At 73.1% G+C, this 16,447-nt stretch carries 14 protein-coding genes; 1 reads left to right on the top strand and 13 read right to left on the bottom strand.

What is annotated here, in order from left to right:
• Positions 1–164: 164 nt before the first annotated feature.
• The 10 genes from G472_RS33940 to G472_RS0117540 form a co-directional block, all read right to left on the bottom strand.
• Positions 165–1,124, bottom strand: coding sequence for an SRPBCC family protein (locus tag G472_RS33940; protein ID WP_051340958.1), 960 nt, complete (start codon positions 1,122–1,124; stop codon positions 165–167).
• Positions 1,121–1,462, bottom strand: coding sequence for an ArsR/SmtB family transcription factor (locus G472_RS0117580; protein WP_029009425.1), 342 nt, complete (start codon positions 1,460–1,462; stop codon positions 1,121–1,123). The genes G472_RS33940 and G472_RS0117580 overlap by 4 nt, the downstream gene beginning before the upstream one ends.
• Before the next feature lie 55 nt (positions 1,463–1,517).
• On the bottom strand, positions 1,518–1,949 hold the full coding sequence (locus G472_RS33935; protein ID WP_051340957.1) for an ATP-binding cassette domain-containing protein: 432 nt from the start codon (positions 1,947–1,949) through the stop codon (positions 1,518–1,520).
• A gap of 9 nt (positions 1,950–1,958) precedes the next feature.
• Complete coding sequence (locus G472_RS33930; protein WP_281173348.1) at positions 1,959–2,507, bottom strand: ABC transporter substrate-binding protein; 549 nt, start codon at positions 2,505–2,507, stop codon at positions 1,959–1,961.
• Positions 2,508–2,930: 423 nt separating this feature from the next.
• Positions 2,931–4,271 (bottom strand): diguanylate cyclase domain-containing protein, encoded by a 1,341-nt coding sequence (locus G472_RS33925; protein ID WP_051340956.1) that lies wholly within the window; start codon positions 4,269–4,271, stop codon positions 2,931–2,933.
• Positions 4,268–6,010, bottom strand: a complete 1,743-nt coding sequence (locus G472_RS37355; protein ID WP_051340955.1) for a sensor histidine kinase — start codon at positions 6,008–6,010, stop codon at positions 4,268–4,270. Before G472_RS37355 ends, G472_RS33925 begins: the two co-directional genes overlap by 4 nt.
• Positions 6,007–8,532, bottom strand: coding sequence for a PAS domain S-box protein (locus G472_RS37350; RefSeq protein WP_156927161.1), 2,526 nt, complete (start codon positions 8,530–8,532; stop codon positions 6,007–6,009). The genes G472_RS37355 and G472_RS37350 overlap by 4 nt, the downstream gene beginning before the upstream one ends.
• A gap of 256 nt (positions 8,533–8,788) precedes the next feature.
• The gene (locus G472_RS0117550; RefSeq protein ID WP_029009424.1) at positions 8,789–9,223 is read right to left on the bottom strand and encodes a response regulator; all 435 of its coding nucleotides are present in this window, start codon (positions 9,221–9,223) and stop codon (positions 8,789–8,791) included.
• Positions 9,220–11,400, bottom strand: coding sequence for a PhnD/SsuA/transferrin family substrate-binding protein (locus tag G472_RS0117545; RefSeq protein ID WP_051340953.1), 2,181 nt, complete (start codon positions 11,398–11,400; stop codon positions 9,220–9,222). The genes G472_RS0117550 and G472_RS0117545 overlap by 4 nt, the downstream gene beginning before the upstream one ends.
• A 94-nt stretch (positions 11,401–11,494) precedes the next feature.
• Positions 11,495–12,826: a cobyrinic acid a,c-diamide synthase CobB gene (locus tag G472_RS0117540; RefSeq protein WP_029009422.1), complete on the bottom strand. Its 1,332-nt coding sequence runs from the start codon at positions 12,824–12,826 to the stop codon at positions 11,495–11,497.
• A 64-nt stretch (positions 12,827–12,890) separates the two neighbouring features.
• On the opposite strand from G472_RS0117540, the gene G472_RS33910 reads away from it, so the two are divergent.
• Positions 12,891–14,069: a cobalt-precorrin-5B (C(1))-methyltransferase gene (locus G472_RS33910; RefSeq protein WP_084536726.1), complete on the top strand. Its 1,179-nt coding sequence runs from the start codon at positions 12,891–12,893 to the stop codon at positions 14,067–14,069.
• Here G472_RS33910 and cobM read toward each other — a convergent pair.
• Genes cobM through cbiE form a run of 3 tightly spaced genes read right to left on the bottom strand, consistent with a single transcriptional unit; the run spans position 14,048 to position 16,439 of the window.
• Positions 14,048–14,809, bottom strand: a complete 762-nt coding sequence (gene cobM, locus G472_RS0117530; RefSeq protein WP_029009421.1) for a precorrin-4 C(11)-methyltransferase — start codon at positions 14,807–14,809, stop codon at positions 14,048–14,050. The two genes, G472_RS33910 and cobM, sit on opposite strands and share 22 nt — an antisense overlap.
• A complete protein-coding gene (locus G472_RS0117525; protein ID WP_035692806.1) occupies positions 14,806–15,210 on the bottom strand; it encodes a cobalamin biosynthesis protein in 405 nt (134 codons plus the stop codon). The genes cobM and G472_RS0117525 overlap by 4 nt, the downstream gene beginning before the upstream one ends.
• Positions 15,195–16,439, bottom strand: a complete 1,245-nt coding sequence (cbiE, locus tag G472_RS0117520) for a precorrin-6y C5,15-methyltransferase (decarboxylating) subunit CbiE (protein WP_084536725.1) — start codon at positions 16,437–16,439, stop codon at positions 15,195–15,197. The genes G472_RS0117525 and cbiE overlap by 16 nt, the downstream gene beginning before the upstream one ends.
• Between the last annotated feature and the right edge of the window lie 8 nt (positions 16,440–16,447).

Raw genomic sequence — 16,447 nt, 5'->3', positions numbered from 1 at the left:
GGGCGATTCTCATAGATGAATTTCGCATATCCCGGAGTTCAGGAATGCTATGAGGCAGGCAGCCCTCCGCCGGTGGTCGGTGCCGGCGGGCCGGGTGATCGTCACGGCCATCGCCGGCGGACTCGTGGCCGGGGCCGGCCACGCGCTCCATCTCCGGGTTCGTGTCAGCGGGTTCCGCCCGGCGTGCCGGCCGGTCGGGAGCGGGATGCGACGAAGCGTTCCAGCTTGCCCAGGGTTTGCTGACCCAGCTCCACAGCCCCGAAGCCCTTCGCCGTCTGAAACTCGGCAGCCGTGCTGAACACCATCCCCAACGTCACCTTCGTTGCCCCGTCCCGGTCCTCGAACGAGGCCCAGGCGTCGGCATGTTTCGGCCCGTTCTCACCCCAAAGGAGCGTGTAGTCGATTCTCTCACCGGTCCGGACGTCGCCATAGCGATGGTGGTTCGGGTAGACCGTGCCGTCCGGCCCGATCATGTCGAAGACCCACTCGCCGCCCGCCCGCAGATCGATCCGTGTCGTCCGGCAGGAGAACCCCTCCGGCCCCCACCACTGCGGCAGCGTCTCGGGATTCATCCACGCACCCCAGACCACGGCCCGCGGTGCCCGTATCACGCGCTCCAGCACCATGGTGCGCCCGGCCACGCCCGTGAGGTTATCGAGCGCCGCGCCGAAGCCCTTCCGGTACCCCGCTTCCATGTTGCCGGCCGGGGAGGAGAGCTGCACCGTCACGACCAGCCGGCTGCGCTCGCCCGCGCCCGAGACTTCCGCCGTCACCAGTGCGGCCGATTGCGTGACGCCCTCGGACGACACCAACTCGTAATTCACGCTGCGCAGCCCCGGCTGCATGTCCAGCCAGCCGACCTCGCAGCGGATGTCCGGCTGCCCCTCCACCTTGCAGAGCGAGACCTCGCGTCCGCCCGCCCGGCTGTCGGCCTCGGTGAATTCCACGGTGACCGAGGGTGCCGGTGCCGCCCAGACCATCCGTGCCGCCGGGGCCGTCCAGACCTGCCACAGCACCGATGGCGACACGGCCACCTCGCGCTCGAAGGTCAGGGTGGCAAAACGGTCATTCCTGTTGTCCGGTGCCGGGCCGGCCATGCCGGTTGAATCCGGGGTTCTGGTCATTTCGTGCGCTCCTTCATCACGTTGGTCACGAATGCGTCCAGGCGGTCGAGCCGGCCCTCCCAAATCGCCCGCTGTTCATCCAGCCAGGTCCGCGCCGGGTCCAGCGCCTCTGGCACGATGGCGCAGGTGCGCACCCGCCCGTCCTTGGCGGTGGAGATCAACCCGGCCTCCTCCAGCACGGACAGGTGCCTCATCACCGTGGGCAGGCGCAGCCCCGTGGGGCCGGCGAGATCCGTCACCCGCGCCGGTGCTTCGGCAAGCCGGGTCAGGATCGAGCGGCGGGTCGGATCAGCCAGCGCATGGAAGAGCAGCGAGAGATCGGGCTCATGCTTAGTCATGTATCTAACTATCGCATGCATGCCGGCGGCGCAAGGAGAAAACATAGCCAAGTCGCTAAGTTTTCTCCCGCGCCATCCGCCGGAAATCGCGAATCCCCGTTCCGTCCACGTGACCGGGGGCCGGGTGCGCGTCGGCGGTGTCCTCCCGGTCGGGCAGGTACCGGACGTGCAGCCGTCCGCTGTGCGCGGAGCGTTCGACCCTGGCGGCGACGCCGAAGACGGCGCGGATCGTCGTTTCGGTCAGCACCTCGGCCGGGGGACCGGCGGCGGCGGCGCGGCCGTCCCGGAGCACCGCCAGGGAGTCGCAGAACATCGCCGCGAGGTTGAGGTCGTGCAGGGCCACCACGCTGGTCGCCGGCAGCCGGCGCAGCAGGGAGAGCACCTCCAGTTGGTGGGCGATGTCCACGTGGTTGGCCGGTTCGTCCGGCAGCAGTTCGCCCGGCGTCTGCGCCGGGTCCTGCCGCAGCCGGCTTCCGGCGCGCGGCACCCCTTGCCGTCACGACACCAGCCCGAACCGCGCGATGGCGCCGGCGATCGCCTCGATGCCGTCGACCGTGCGGACCGAGGCGTGCATCGCCTCCACGTCCATCAGGATGAACCGCTTGCTGCGTGCCGCGTCCAGCTTGCCGACCACCGGATCGCTTTCCAGGATGGCGAGCTTCACGGCGGTGTCGTCGGCCGCGATGCTCTCCCAACTCGTCAGCGGCCATTCGTCGTCGGTGGTGATGACGTTGCGCACGCCGAGCGTCTGCAACAGATAGGCGGAAATCCCGTTCGCCCCGGTGACGAACGGGTCGCCCTGAACCTCCTTGCCGGAGAACCGGACGACGGCCGGCACGTCGCGCGCACCGACGCCCCGCACCGAGGCGATGGCCGCCGCCTCGCGCGCCTTCAGGTCGGCGACGAGCGCTTCGCCGCGGTCCTGAACGTCGAAGATGGCGGCCAGCTCGCGGATCTCGCGGTGGACCGGTTCCATGGAGAAGGGAACCTTGCGGGTGCCGTCGCCGCCGGTGGTGTTGTCCTTGACGCAATCGGCCGGCGACACGTAGGCGGGAATCCCCGGCCCGGCGAACGTTCGCGCGTGGCCACCGATCCGGTGGGACCGACGTGCCACTCGAACCGGGCGGTCACCGGGTCCGGTTCGCAGGCGACCACCGCCTCGAATCTCGGATCATTGTCGGCCAGCCGCTCGATGCCCGCGTTCTCCGCCTCGAAGCGCGGCAGGACCGGGCTGAACCACACGGCGGTTCCCACCATCCGGTCGGCCAGGCCGAGCGACAGCAGGATCCCGGTGCTGCTCTGCCCGATGGAGACGACCCGGCGCGGTGCCTGCGCGAGGGTGATGGTGGTGCCGCAGTTCTCCAGGGTCAGGGGATAGACGGTGGAGGTCCCGGCCGACACCGGCGCGGCGATGAGAGAAGCCGCCGCCGGGTTCCTGTCAAGCGGCGGCTTCTGAGCCTCCCGCCCCTTACGCCGCGCCGCGGGTGTCGTCCGTGGCCAGGGCGTAGGCGTTCTTTCCCCGGCGTTTGGCGCGGTACATGGCGGCGTCGGCGGCCTCGATCAGGGTGGCGCCGTCGCGCCCGTCCACCGGATAGCAGGCGATGCCGACGCTGGCGGAGATGCGCACCTCGCCGTCCTCCAGTCGGATGGCGAGGGCCAGGGATGCGAGCACCTTGTCGGCCACCGACGCCGCCTCCTGCACGCCGGCGCAGCCGGGCAGCAGGATGGCGAACTCGTCGCCGCCCAGCCGGGCCACGGTGTCCGACGCCCGCACCAGATCCACCAGCCGGCGGGCGACGACGGTCAGCACCCGGTCCCCCGCGGCGTGGCCCAGCGTGTCGTTGACCGGCTTGAACCCGTCCAGATCGATGAACAGGACTGCGCATCCGGTGCCGTCGCGCAGCGACGTCCGGATCGCCTGATCGACGCGGTCGTTCAGCAGGAAGCGGTTGGGCAGACCGGTCAGGTGGTCGTGGGTGGCGCGGCGGGCCAGTTCGGTTTCGGTATCCTTGCGGGCGGTGATGTCGTTGATCTGAACCACGTAGTGTTCCACCGGGGCGCCGCCGATGCGCACGGGGTGCACGCGCACCCAGGCGCAGTAGCGATGGCCGTCCGGCCGGCGGGACCAGATCTCGGCCTCCCACACCTCGCCGTCCGCGGCGCGGCGCCAGCCGTCCGATCCGCCGGCATCGTCCGGCCCGCCGCCGTCGCGGCTTTCCAGCAGGGCGTCCAGCGGCTTGCCGATGACGTCGATGCCGGCCAACCCGGTGACCAGCCGGAAGGCCGGGTTGACCCGTTCCACCGTACCCCCGGGCGACACGATGGCGATGGCGGTGTCGGTGACGGCGAACACCGTCGCGGCCAGCCGGTCGTCCTTGTCGCGCTGGTGGCGCAGCATGGCGTAGCGCACGGCGCGGCGCAGGCCGAACCCGCCCTCGCCCTTCAGCAGATAGTCCTGCGCGCCGGCCTCCAGGGCGGCGGTGATCATCGTGTTGTCGTCCAGCCCGGTCAGCACCACGATCGGCACCGCAGGAGCCAGACCGTTGAAGCGCCGCACCGTCTCGATCCCGGTGCTGTCGGGGAGGTTCAGGTCGAGCAGCACGACGTCCGGGCAGAAGGCATCCTCCTCCCGGCCTCCGCCCAGCAATGCCGCGGCCTCGGCCAGTGATCGGGCGATGCGGACGTCGAAGGCGTCGGAGGCGCGTTCCAGCAACTGGATGCGGATGAGGGTGGCGTCACCCAGTTCGTCCTCCACGACAAGGACCGACGGACGCTGGTTCAGCCGCAGGGGCGCGGACGTTCCGTTCATGATGCGATCTCCCCGGCCGGCGCCCCGGCCGGCATCCCCGATGGCGGCGGTGCCGCCCCGTCGTTCCCGCCGGCAGCGGCCGGCAGGTCGAACACCACACACACGCCACCCTCCGCCGAATCCGCGATCCGCGCGGTGCCGCCGGCCGCTTCCACCATGCGACGGACGATGGAGAGCCCGACGCCGGAGTTGCCCGGCCGGCCGTCCAGACGCTCGAACAGGCGGAAGACCCGTTCCCGATAGGCGGGCGGGATGCCCGTGCCGTTGTCGCAGACCCGGAACTCCACCCGGTCGCCCCGCCGCGCCGCCGACAGATGGATGGCCGGCGTCCGGTCGGGACGCCGGAAGCGCAGGGCGTTGTCCAGCAGCGCGTGCAGGATCGCCTGCAGGCGCCGGGGGCCGACGGCGACCGCGGGAAGCGGATCGGCGGTCACCGCTGCCCCGGCGCCCTCCAGCGCCGTCCCCATCAGGCGCAGCTCGTGCGCCAGGACGGCGTCGGCGTCGGTGGGGCCGGATTCCGGGTCGGCCTGGCCGGCGGCCAGATAGAACTGGACGTCTCGGACCAGGGACCGCAGACGCATGGCCTCCCGCTCGATGATGTCGAGCGCCAGGCGGCTGTCGGTGTCGTCCGGCCGGGCCGCGATGACCGAGCGCAGCCGCTGGGCGTAGCTGACCAGCCGGCGCGACGGCTCCTGGAAATGGTGGGCGGTGACCTCGGCCAGCCGGGCCATCTCCTCGCTCGACCGGGCCAGCGCGGCGAGCATGCGTTCGCGCTCGGCCTCCGCGCGCTTGCGCTCGGTGATGTCCATCCCGGCGCCGCGGAAGCCGACCACCGCGCCGCGCCGGCGCACCGGCAGGCCGTTCATCTCGATCCAGATCGCCCGGCCCCGGCCGTCGATGCCGCGGTGCTGGAAGCCCCGGAAGGGCCGGCCCCGCCGCAGTGCCGTGGCGAACCACCCGCGCACCCGGCGGGCCTCGTCCTCGGGCATGAAATCGAACGGCGTGCGCCCCACCAGGTCGGCGGGGGGATAGCCCAGCACCTCCGCCGAGCGGTCGGAGACGTAGCGGTAGCGCCCGTCCGTGGAAATCTCCCAGATGTACTCGCCGGCCGCTTCGGAGACGTCGCGGAACCGCCGTTCCGAATCGCGGCGGCGGCGGATGGTGATCACCAGTACGACGATCAGCGCCGTCTGCACGGCACCCCCGGCCAGCAGGAACTGCGTCAGCCGGCGCTGCGTTGCCGTCAACTCGCCCACCTGTTCGTCCACCGTCGCTTCCAGGCGTGCCTGATAGTGCCACAGCGTGTCCTCATCCCGGCGCAGCGGGGTGATGTCGGTGACGATCGACAGCAGCAGCGTCCGGCCGGCGAACTCGTAGGGGTGGGAGCGGACCTCGACCGTGCGGATCTCTCCCGTGGCCAGCCGGTGGCGGAAGACGAAGTAGGTGCGCCCCTCGCTGCTGGCGAGGCGGAGTTCCTGCGCCACCTGTTCGTCGCTCAGCGCGTTGATCTCCTGGATCGTCATCGTGCGCAGCGCTTCCATGGCGTGCCGGTAGAACTTCTCGGCGGCCGGGTTGGCGTCGACGATGGCCCCGTTGGCGGGGTCGATCAGCAGCATGACGGCGGTGTGGCGCTCGAACATCTCGCGGAACGAGGGTTCCGCGCCGGCACACGAAGGGGCCGGGGTGGCCAGGACGGCCGCCAGAGCCAGGATGGCGGCCATGAGAACGGGGTGGATCATGGCCCGGAACCCTCCGCACCGGCGGGGGCCGCGGGCAGGGTGAACCGGAAGGTCGCGCCGTGACCCTCACCGTGTGATTCCACCCGGATGCGGCCGCCGTGCCGTTCGACGATTTTGCGGCACACGGCCAGTCCGATGCCGGTGCCCTCGTAGCGGTCGCGCGTGTGCAGGCGCTGGAACACTTTGAACAGCCGTTCCATCTGGGCGGGGTCGATGCCGATGCCGTCGTCGCGCACCAGGAAGTCCGCGTCCCCGTCGGCGCGGGCGGCGGCGATCTCGATGCGGGGCGACGCGCCGGGGCGGCGGTACTTCAGGGCGTTGTCGATCAGGTTCTGGAACAGGCGCACCCCTTCGTTGCGCGAGACGACGATGCGTGGCCAGGTGCCGGTGATGCTCACGTCCGCGTCGCACTCCGCCACCGCCGGACCCAGGTACAGCAGGGCTTCGTCGACCAGTTCGCGGCTGTCCGCCTCCTGCATGGGTTCGCCCTTGCGGCCGATGCGCGAATACTCCAGCAGCGAGACGAGCATCTGGTCCATCCGCCGGCCGCCGTCCCGGATGAAGGCCATGAACTGCCGCACCTCCTCGTCCGCGACACCGGCGATCCGGCGCTCCAGCAACTGGGTGTAGCTGTTGATCATGCGCAGCGGCTGGCGCAGGTCGTGGGACACCACGTAGGCGAACTGTTCCAGTTCGGTGTTGGAGCGCCGCAGCTCGCGGTCCATTTCCTCGCGCGCGGTGACGTCGGTGAGGGAGACGACCACCCCATTGCCGCCGTCATCGCCCTTGCGGAACGGTTCGCAGGTGATGCTGATCCACGCGGTGCGGCCGCCGGGGCGGGGAAGGCCGATCAGCCGGTCGCGCTCCGGCTGTCCGGTGTGCAGGCAGCGCCGCACCGGCAGCGAGTCCGCAGGGAGCGGCGCCCCGTCCGGCCCGACGGCCTCCCACCCGGGATCCATGGCGGAGCGGTTGCGCAGGACGTCCGCCGGCATGTCGAGAATGCGTTCGGCGGCCGGGTTGCAGTCGGCGATGACGCCGGAGCCGTCGACGATGACGATGCCCTCCGACAGGGTGCCGACGACCGAGCGGTACAGTTCCTCCCGCTCCCGCAGGGCGCGCTGTGCGGCGTCGCGTTCGGTGATGTCGCGGAAGATGGTGACCGCGCCGGTCACCGCCCCGTTCTCCACCAGCGGGCGGCTCGTCACCTCGACCGGGAAGACCCGCCCCTGCCTGTCCATGAAGGATTCGATGCCCGAGAAATCCCGGCCGGTCAGGACGGTGCGGAAGATCGGGCAGTCCGCCAGCGCCAGCCCGTCGTTGCCGGCGTGGCTGTGGATCAGGTCGTGGATCGGCCGGCCCAGCAGGTCCGCGGCGGTGAAGCCGGTCATCCGGCAGGTTGCCCGGTTGACGAAGGTGGCCCTGCCCTGCCGGTCGAGGACGTACAGCCCCTCCCCCATGCCGTCGGCGATGGCGTTGAGCTGGCGGGTCCGCTCGAACAGGGTCCGGCGATCGACCTGCAGGCGGTATGCCAGGAAGAACGCCACCGCCACCAGCAGGACGGCCACCGTCACCTCCGTCAGGAAGACGGTCCACAGCTCCGCAACCGCGGTGGTCGGGCTGTAGGCGATGACGTAGGCCACCTGCCTGCCTTCGATGTCGCGGACCGGCAGAAATGAAACGGCCAGCGTCTCCCCGCCCGCGTTCACCGTGGTGGTGAAGGTGCCCCCGTCGGACATCCGCCGCTGCACGTCGGCGTCCGCGCGCAGCACGGCGGCGGCCTGTGCCACGGCGTGCGACGGCACCGGGGCCGGACGCTCCGCCGCGAGCCGGTCCTCTTCCCAGTAAGCGGGATGGAGGCCGGAGGGGTGGTAGAGCGCGCGCTGGCTTTCGAACAGGATGGGGGCGACGACGTCGGCGTTGAGCAGGAAGTCGAACTCCCGCCCCGCCTTCAGGATGCCCATGGCGTCGCGGATCGCCTCGAAGGACACGCTGATCTCGGCGCTGCCGAGATGCCGGCCTTCGAGAGCGAGGGGCCGGACGAAGCGGAAGCCTGAGATGATGCGGCCGGCCTCGAACCCGCTGACCGGCCGGTGCTCCCGGTTGACGATCCGGATGGAGGCACGGACGTCCATCAGCGGGTCGTCGGCCCGCTCGGGCCGGTGGAAGCGCAGGAAGCTGGTACCGTCGGCCCGGTGGAAATGGAACTGGTGGACGTTGTGCCGGGTGAGGGTGCGATAGGTGGGCAGCAGCATCCGGTACAGCGCGTCGCGCAGCCGATCGCGCTCCCCGGCGTCGTCCGCGGTGCTTCCCTCGGCGAACAGGCGGATCACCTCCCCACGGTCCAGCGTCTCGGAATGGAGCGTGTCCATGACCAGCACGTAGCGGTCGAGGGCCGCCCGATAGGCGGTCTCCAGAACGGCATCGTAGCCGGCAAGGTATCGGCCCTGCTTGTCCCGGGTCGTGTCATGGAGGAACAGGACGATGCCCGCCAGCAGTGCCAGGAAGGGCAGTGCGGTCTGCAACAGGATGACCCGCCGGATCCGGAGCAACGCGTCGTGCCCGCGTTCGCATCCGGCGTTTCCGATGGTCCCTGGTATTGCCACTGTGCTGTCCCCCGGCGGTGCTGTGGAAAACACTCCGCGTTGCCGTATCGTTGCCTCGCCGGGCGTGTCCGTCACCGCAGGATCACGGTGGCTCACCGTCGTCGGAATCGGTTCAGACTCTGTATCGATCCCTACGACGTTTGGCAGTGCGTCCGATTGACGCAACCGCGAGGAGTTATGGACCCTTGCGGGGCAGCGTGACGATGGTGACCCAGTACTGCTCGATCATCTTCATGGCGGCAATGAACTGTTCCACGTCCACCGGCTTCACGATGTAGCTCGACGCGCCCTTCGCGTAGGCGCGGTGGACGTCCTGGTCGAAATCGGAGGTGGTGAGGACGACCACCGGAATCCCCGCCGTCATCGGATCGCCCTTGATGGCGTCGAGGAACTCCAGACCGCTCATCCGCGGCATGTTGAGGTCGAGCAGGATGAGGTCGGGGCGCGGAGCGCCGGCCCGGCGCAGGAATTCCAGCGCCTCCACCCCGTCGGCCACATGGTGCAGGTCGACCAGGAGGCGGGCCTCGCGGAAGGCGATGCGGACGAGTTCGGCATCCGCCGGTTCATCCTCGACCAGCAGGATGGTGAAGTGCGGCTGATCTGGGCTCATGGACGGCTTTCCTGGCAGGAGGCGGAGCGGGGCGCCGCCGCAGGGGCGGCGCCGGTGTCGGGAAGGGTGAAGCGGAAGGCACTGCCGCGGCCGGCGCCCTCGGACTCCACGGTGATCGTGCCGCCGTGCCGTTCGACGATCCGGCGGCAGATGGCCAGCCCGATGCCGGTGCCTTCGTAGGCGTCGCGCACGTGCAGGCGCTGGAACACCTTGAACAGGCGCCCGAACTGGGCGGGGTCGATGCCGATGCCGTTGTCCCGCACCGTGAACTCCCACGCCCCGGCGACCGGCCGCACCGACAGGTCCACCACCGGCGGGAACCCCGGTGCGCGGTACTTGACGGCGTTGCCGATCAGGTTCTGGAACAGGCGCACCGCCTCGTTGCGGCTGGCGCGGACCGTGGGCCAGTCCCCTTCGATGGTCACGCGGGCGCCGGCCTCGGCGATGGCGGGGGACAGGAAGCGGATCGCCTCGTCCGCCAGGGCGCGGCTGTCCAGATCCTCCATCGGTTCGCCGCCGCGGCCGACGCGCGAATACTCCAGCAGCGACACCAGCATCTGGTCCATGCGCCGGGCGCCGTCGCGGATGAAGCCCATGAACTCCCGCACCGAGGTGTCGCCGCTGTCGCCGAGGGACCGCGCCAGAAGCTGGGTGTAGCTGCTCACCATCCGCAGCGGCTGGCGCAGGTCGTGGGACACCACGTAGGCGAACTGCTCCAGATCGGCGTTGGAGCGCGCCAGGTCGTCCACGGCCGCCTTCAGCTCCGAGATGTCGGCGAAGGTCACCACGGCGCCGGCGTCCGCGCCGACGCCGTGCACCGGCTCCACCTTGAGACGGATCGGCAGGGGCTCGCCCGACTTGCGCCAGAACACCTCTTCCGTCTCGCGCGAGGCGCCGTCCTCCAGCGTCCGGCGGACCGGACATTCCCCGTGGGGATAGGGGGAGCCGTCGGGGCGCCGGTGGTGGAACAGGGCGTGCTGGTCGTGGCCGACCACCTCGTCCCGCGTGAAGCCCAGCATGCGCAGGGCCGCCGGGTTGATGAACGTGCACAGTCCCTGCCGGTCCACCCCATAGACCCCTTCGCCCAGCGACGACAGCAGCGTCTGGAAGCGGTGGCGGGCCGCCCGTTCGCGGCCCAGCGCCACCATCAGCACCGCCGCCGACCCGGCGGCCACCAGGCCGGCGGCGGCCAGGGCGCTCAGCACCGTCCCCCAATGCCGCCACAGGTCGGCCCGGGTCACGTCGGGGGCCCGGTCGAAGGGGGGCAGGCGCAGGGTGCGCGCCAGCTCCTCCACCGGCAGGTAGTCGGCCGGGATGGTGTAGCCGTGGATGCCCGCCGCCACCGCTGCGGGGTGGTCCGGCTCCAGCGCGAACAGGGCGGCGGCGACGCGGCGCACCACCCGCTCGTTCACGTGAGGCAGGGCGAAGACGGGCCATTCGGGATAGAGCCGGGTGGATACCCGGTGCGGGAAGCCGGGCACCGCCCGTTCGTTGATGAGGCGCAGGCGTCCCGGCGCCACCTTGCCGCTGCGCTCCCAATGCTCCAGGACGCCGTTGCGCACGAAGGCGGCGTCGGCGCGCCCGTCCAGCACGGCCTGCACCGCGGTGTCGTGCTGCCCCACCTCCACCACCGTCGCATCGGCCGGCAGGCGGACGCCGGCTTCCAGCAGCTCCAGGGCCTGCGCCCGGTAGCCTCCGATGTGCTCGGTGCTGGGGGCGGCGATGATCCGGCCGCGCAGGTCGGCCGGACGGGTCAGGTCGGTCCGCCGATCCTCCACCAGGATGGCACCGCCCAGGCGGTCGAGTGCCCGGCCGTCGTAGGATTCGACGAGGGTGGCGATGACCCCGGTCAGCGGCTGCCGGCCGCGGCTGACGATGAAGTGGTTGGGGTTGGTGGTGACGATGTCGAGGCTGCCGTCGGCGATGCGCTCATGGATACCGTCGAGCGGCAGCACCTCCAGCCGGACCCGGAGGTCGGGCAGGGCGTCGTTCAGGTAATCGGCCAGGGGCCGGTATTTGGCCCGTGTGCGTTCCTCCCCCAGATAGGCGAAGACGCCGAAGCGCAGTTCGGCGGCCCCATTCCCGGCCCGGGCGACGGCCGGCAGCAGGCAGACGGCGAGCAGCAGGGCGCAGGACGCCGGGAACCATCGGGATAACGCAGCCACGACCGAACCCATCGCCCCTGTCCCGGATCGCCGGCTTTAATTCAATGTTTAGTGATATCTAACGCGACCGTACGGAATGGGGCATTGAGATGGATCATTGGCCCGCTCAACCAACCGGGCCGGCGACCAGGTGGATGAAGGAGCCGGCGGCGAGCCCCCGCCGCCCGCCGACGGGGCCCAGATCGGTGCCGTCCGCGGCGGTGCAGGCGAACAGGGGGGCGTCGCCGCCGGTGTCCACGGTGGTGGCGTAATGGAACTCGTGCCCGGTCAGCACGCTGCCGGCGGGACCCGGCGGGGCGTCGGCCAGCAGGCGCGCCCACCGGTAGCCGAGATGCAGACGCCGCCGCGCGAAGGAGGTGCGCACCCCCAGCAGCCCGGCCATGGGGTGCACGGTGCCGTCGGCGTCCTCCAGCGTCGCACCCATGGCCATGTAGCCGCCGCACTCCCCGTAGACCGGGCGGGTTGCGGCGAAGGCGCGCAGCCCGTCGCGCCAGCGCGCCGCCGCGGCGAGGCGGCCGGCGTGCAGCTCCGGGTAGCCGCCGGGAAGGAAGGCGGCGTCGGCGTCGGCCGGCGGCGGCTCGTCGGCCAGCGGCGAGAAGAACAGCAGTTCGGCCCCCGCCCGTCGCCAGCCGTCCAGCAGATGGGGGTAGGCGAAGGCGAAGGCGATGTCGCGGGCGACCGCGATCCGCTGCCCGAACGGCCGCACCGCCGGGCCGCGGGCGGCCGCACCCGCCGTCGCCACCGCGGCCGGCGCGGCCAGGGCGACCACCCGGCCCGGGTCCACATGCGCCGCCACCAGCCGGCCCAGCCGTTCCAGGTGACCGGCCAGGCCCGCGGTCTCCTCCGCCTGGACGAGGCCGAGGTGGCGCTCCGGCAGGCTCAGGGACGGGTCGCGGGGCAGTGCGCCCAGCACGGGAATGCCGGTCTCGGCCATCGCCTCCTCGACCATGGCGCGGTGGCGCGGGCTGCCGACGGCGTTCAGGACCACGCCGGCGATGCGCACGCCGGGGCGGTGGCCGGCGAAGCCGCGCACCAGGGCGGCGGCGGAATGGGACTGGCCGCGCACGTCGACCACCAGCACCACCGGCCACCCCGTCCGCATGGCGATGTCGGCGGTGGAGCCGGTGCCGCCCGGTCCCGGCCCGGCCGCACCGTCGAACAGCCCCATCACCCCCTCGCACACCACCAGATCCGCTCCCGCCCCGGCCCGCACCACCAGCGCGTCCAGCAGGGCCGGCGGCATGGCCCAGCCGTCCAGGTTGACGCCGGGGCGGCCGGTGGCGGCGGCGTGGAAGCCGGGGTCGATGTAGTCCGGCCCGACCTTGGCGGCGGCGACCGCCACGCCGCGGGCGCGCAGGGCCGCCAGCAGGCCCAGCGTCAGCGTCGTCTTGCCCGAGCCCGAGGCCGGCGCGGCGATGATCACGCCCGGCGGCGGCATCACCCCATGGACGGCGGCGGCGGCTTGGCTTAGATCGTGGGCAGGCGGCAGGTCGGACGGGGCCATGGCGGAACGCTCAGACGGCGAGGACGGGACGGACGGGGGCGGCGGCGCGGATGGCGGGCGGCCGCTGCGCTACGGCTGGACGACGGGCACCTGCGCCGCCGCCGCCGCCGGTGCGGCCGCCGCGGCGCTGTTCGGCGGCGGCTTTCCCGACCCGGTGACGGTCACCCTGCCGGGCGGGCAGACGCCGTCCTTCGCGCTGGCCCGCGCGGAGCGCGGCGACGGCTGGGCGGCGGCCGGCGTGATCAAGGACGCCGGCGACGACCCCGACGTCACCCACGGCGCCCTGGTGTGCGCCCGCGTCAGCCGCGGCGCGCCCGGCGGCGGCGTCACCTTCCGTGCCGGCGAGGGGGTGGGCACCGTCACCCGCCCCGGCCTGCCGCTGGCGGTGGGTGAGCCGGCCATCAACCCGGTGCCGCGCGCCATGATCCGCCGCGCCGTGGAGGACGCGGCGGCGCGGGCCGGCGTGCCCGCCGACGCGGTGGTGGAGGTCTCCATCCCCGGCGGGGAGGCGCTGGCGCGCCGCACCATGAACGGCCGCCTGGGCATCGTCGGCGGCCTGTCGATCCTGGGCACCACCGGCATCGTCGTGCCCTATTCGTGCAGCGCCTGGATCGCGTCCATCCACCGCGGCATCGACGTGGCGCGGGCGGCCGGCATCGGCCATGCGGCGGCCTGCACCGGCTCCACCTCCGAAGCGGCGGCGGTGCGGCGCCACGGGCTGCCGGAGGTGGCGCTGATCGACATGGGTGACTTCGCCGGCGGCACGCTGAAATACCTGCGCCGCCACCCCGTGCCGCGGCTGACCCTGGCCGGCGGCTTCGCCAAGCTGAGCAAGCTGGCGCAGGGCCACCTGGACCTGCACTCCAGGCGCAGCCGCATCGACACCGACTGGCTGGCCGACCGGCTGGCCGAACTGGGGGCCGGGCCGGAGCTGGCGGCGGCGGCGCGCGGCGCCAACACCGCCGCGCAGGTGCTGGGCATGGCGCAGGGCGCCGGCCTGCCGCTGGGCGACCGCGTGGCGGCGCTGGCGCAGGGGGTGGCGCTCGGCGTGCTCGACGGCGCGCCGGTGGCGGTGGAGGTGCTGGCGGTCGACCGCGCCGGCGCCGTCGCCGGGGTGGCGGACTGGCGCGGCCCCGGCTGCCCCGGCAGCCCCGGTCACGAGCCGAGCCCGCGGTAGCGGCGCAGGTGCGACCCGTCATAGAGGGCGCTGCACCGGAAATCCCCGGACTCCAGCACCGGCCCCACCAGGATGAGCGCCGTGCGCTCCATGGGGGCGGCGGCGACCTGCCCGGCGATGGTGGCGAGCGTGCCGGTCACCACCCGCTCGTCGGGCCAGGAGGCGCGGTAGACCACGGCCACCGGGCAGTCCGCCCCGTAGAGGGGCAGCAGCCGCTCCGCCATCCGGTCCAGCACGTGGATCGACAGATGGATGGCCAGCGTGGCGCCGGACGCCCCCAGCACCTCCAGCGTCTCGTTGGCCGGCATGGCCGAGGCGCGCCCCTCGGTGCGGGTGAGGATCACGGTCTGCCCCACCTCCGGCAGCGTCAGCTCGCGCCCCAGGGCGGCGGCGGCGGCGGCGAAGGCGGGCACGCCGGGGGTGATGGTGTAGGGGATGCCCAGGGCGCGCAGGCGCCGCGTCTGCTCCCCCAGCGCGCTGTAGACCGACAGGTCGCCCGAATGCAGGCGCGCCACGTCCTGCCCCGCGGCGTGCGCCCGCTCGAACTCCGCGACGATGGTGTCGAGGGTCATGGGGGCGGTGTCGACGATGCGGGCGCCCGGCGGGGCGTGGGCCAGGATCTCCCGCGGCACCAGGGAGCCGGCGTAGAGGCACACCGGGCAGGCGGCGATCAGGTCGCGGCCGCGGATGGTCAGCAGGTCCGGGGCGCCGGGGCCGGCGCCGATGAAGTGGACGGTCATGGCGCGGTCTCCGGCCGGGCGAGCGCGCAGGTGGCGCGCGGGGTGGACAGGCGGGGCAGCAGCAGCCGGCCGGCCGGGCCGGCCCCGGCGAGCGCCGCCGCCTCGGCGACCGAGGGCAGGCCGACCGCCGCGGCGACGCGGGGCGAGCGGGTGACGCAGCGGTCCGCCACGGCGGCCAGCGCCGCATCGGGCAGGAAGCGCAGGGGCAGGGCCAGCAGGGCGGCGGCGGCCGGCAGTCCCGCCTCGCCGCGCTTGCGCTCCGGCGCGAACAGCACGGCGGCGGCGCGGGCGGCGCCGTCCAGGCCGGCGGCGTCGAAGGCGGCGCGGACCAGCCCGGCGATCTCCGCCCCGGGGCAGCCGCGGCGGCAGCCCAGGCCGGCGGCGATCACGGCGCCCCCCATGGCTTGTCGGCCCGCCACAGGGTGATCGGCGACAGCGGCCGCCAGCCGAGGAAGCCGCCCAGCGGCTCCGCCCGGCTGACCGCCACCCGCGTCAGCGTGCCGCCCAGCCGGGCCGCGGCGGCGGCGAGGACCGCCTCGCCCTCCACCGTGACGGCGTTGGCGCACAGCCGGCCGCCGGGGGGCAGGGCGGCCCAGCACGCCTCGATCACGCCGGGCACGGTCACGCCGCCGCCGATGAACACCGCGTCAGGGGCGGGCAGGCCGGCCAGGGCGTCCGGCGCGCGGCCCTGCACCAGTTCCAGCCCCGGCACGCCGAAGGCGGCGGCGTTGGCGGGGATGCGCGCCGCCCGGTCGGGGCGCGCCTCGATGGCGACGGCGCGGTTGGCGGGGTCGGCCAGCATCCATTCCACCGCCACCGAGCCCGAGCCGGCGCCGACGTCCCACAGCCGCTCGCCGCGGCGCGGCGCCAGCAGGGACAGGGTGAGGGCGCGCACCTCGCGCTTGGTGATCTGGCCGTCGTGGGCGAACCACGCGTCGGGCAGGCCGGGGGTGCGGGGCAGGGCCCGCGCGCCCGGCGCCGCGACGCAGTCGATGGCGACGGTGTTGAGGTCGGCCGCGCGCTCCACCGCGGACGCCGCCGCGGTGGTCTCCCACACCCGCTCGTGCGGGCCGCCCAGGCGTTCCAGCACCACCAGGCGCGAGGCGGCGAAGCCGTGGGCGCGCAGCAGCGCGGCCAGGCGGGCCGGCGTCGCGCCGTCCCAGCTCAGCGCCAGCAGCCGGGCGCCCGGTTGCAGATGGGGTAGCACCAGCTCGGCCGGTCGGCCGTGCACCGACAGGCAGACCGTGTCCTGCAACGCCCAGCCCAGGCGGGCGGCCGCGAGGCTGAAGGCGGAGGGGGCCGGGACGACCAGCGTCTGCGCCGCCGGCACGGCGCGCCCCAGCGTCGTGGCGATGCCGTACCAGCAGGGATCGCCGCTGGCCAGCACGCACACCGGCCGGCCGCGCCGCGCCAGCAGGGCCGGCAGGGCGTCGGTCAGCGGCGACGGCCAGGCGAGCCGCGCCTGCCCCGGCCGCTCCGGCACCAGGTCCAGGTGGCGCGCCCCGCCGGCCAGCAGCTCGGCCCGCTCCACCAGCGCGCGCGCGGCGGGGGACAGCCCGTCCCAGCCGTCCTCGCCGATGCCGACGACCGACAGCCAGCGCTCCGCCGGCGGGGAGGATGTGCTAATCATGGGCGGTC

The sequence above is a fragment of the Azospirillum halopraeferens DSM 3675 genome, from assembly GCF_000429625.1.
GTDB lineage: Bacteria > Pseudomonadota > Alphaproteobacteria > Azospirillales > Azospirillaceae > Azospirillum > Azospirillum halopraeferens.
Note: the sequence above shows the minus strand (reverse complement) of the source record. Positions and strands in the feature narration are given on the sequence as shown.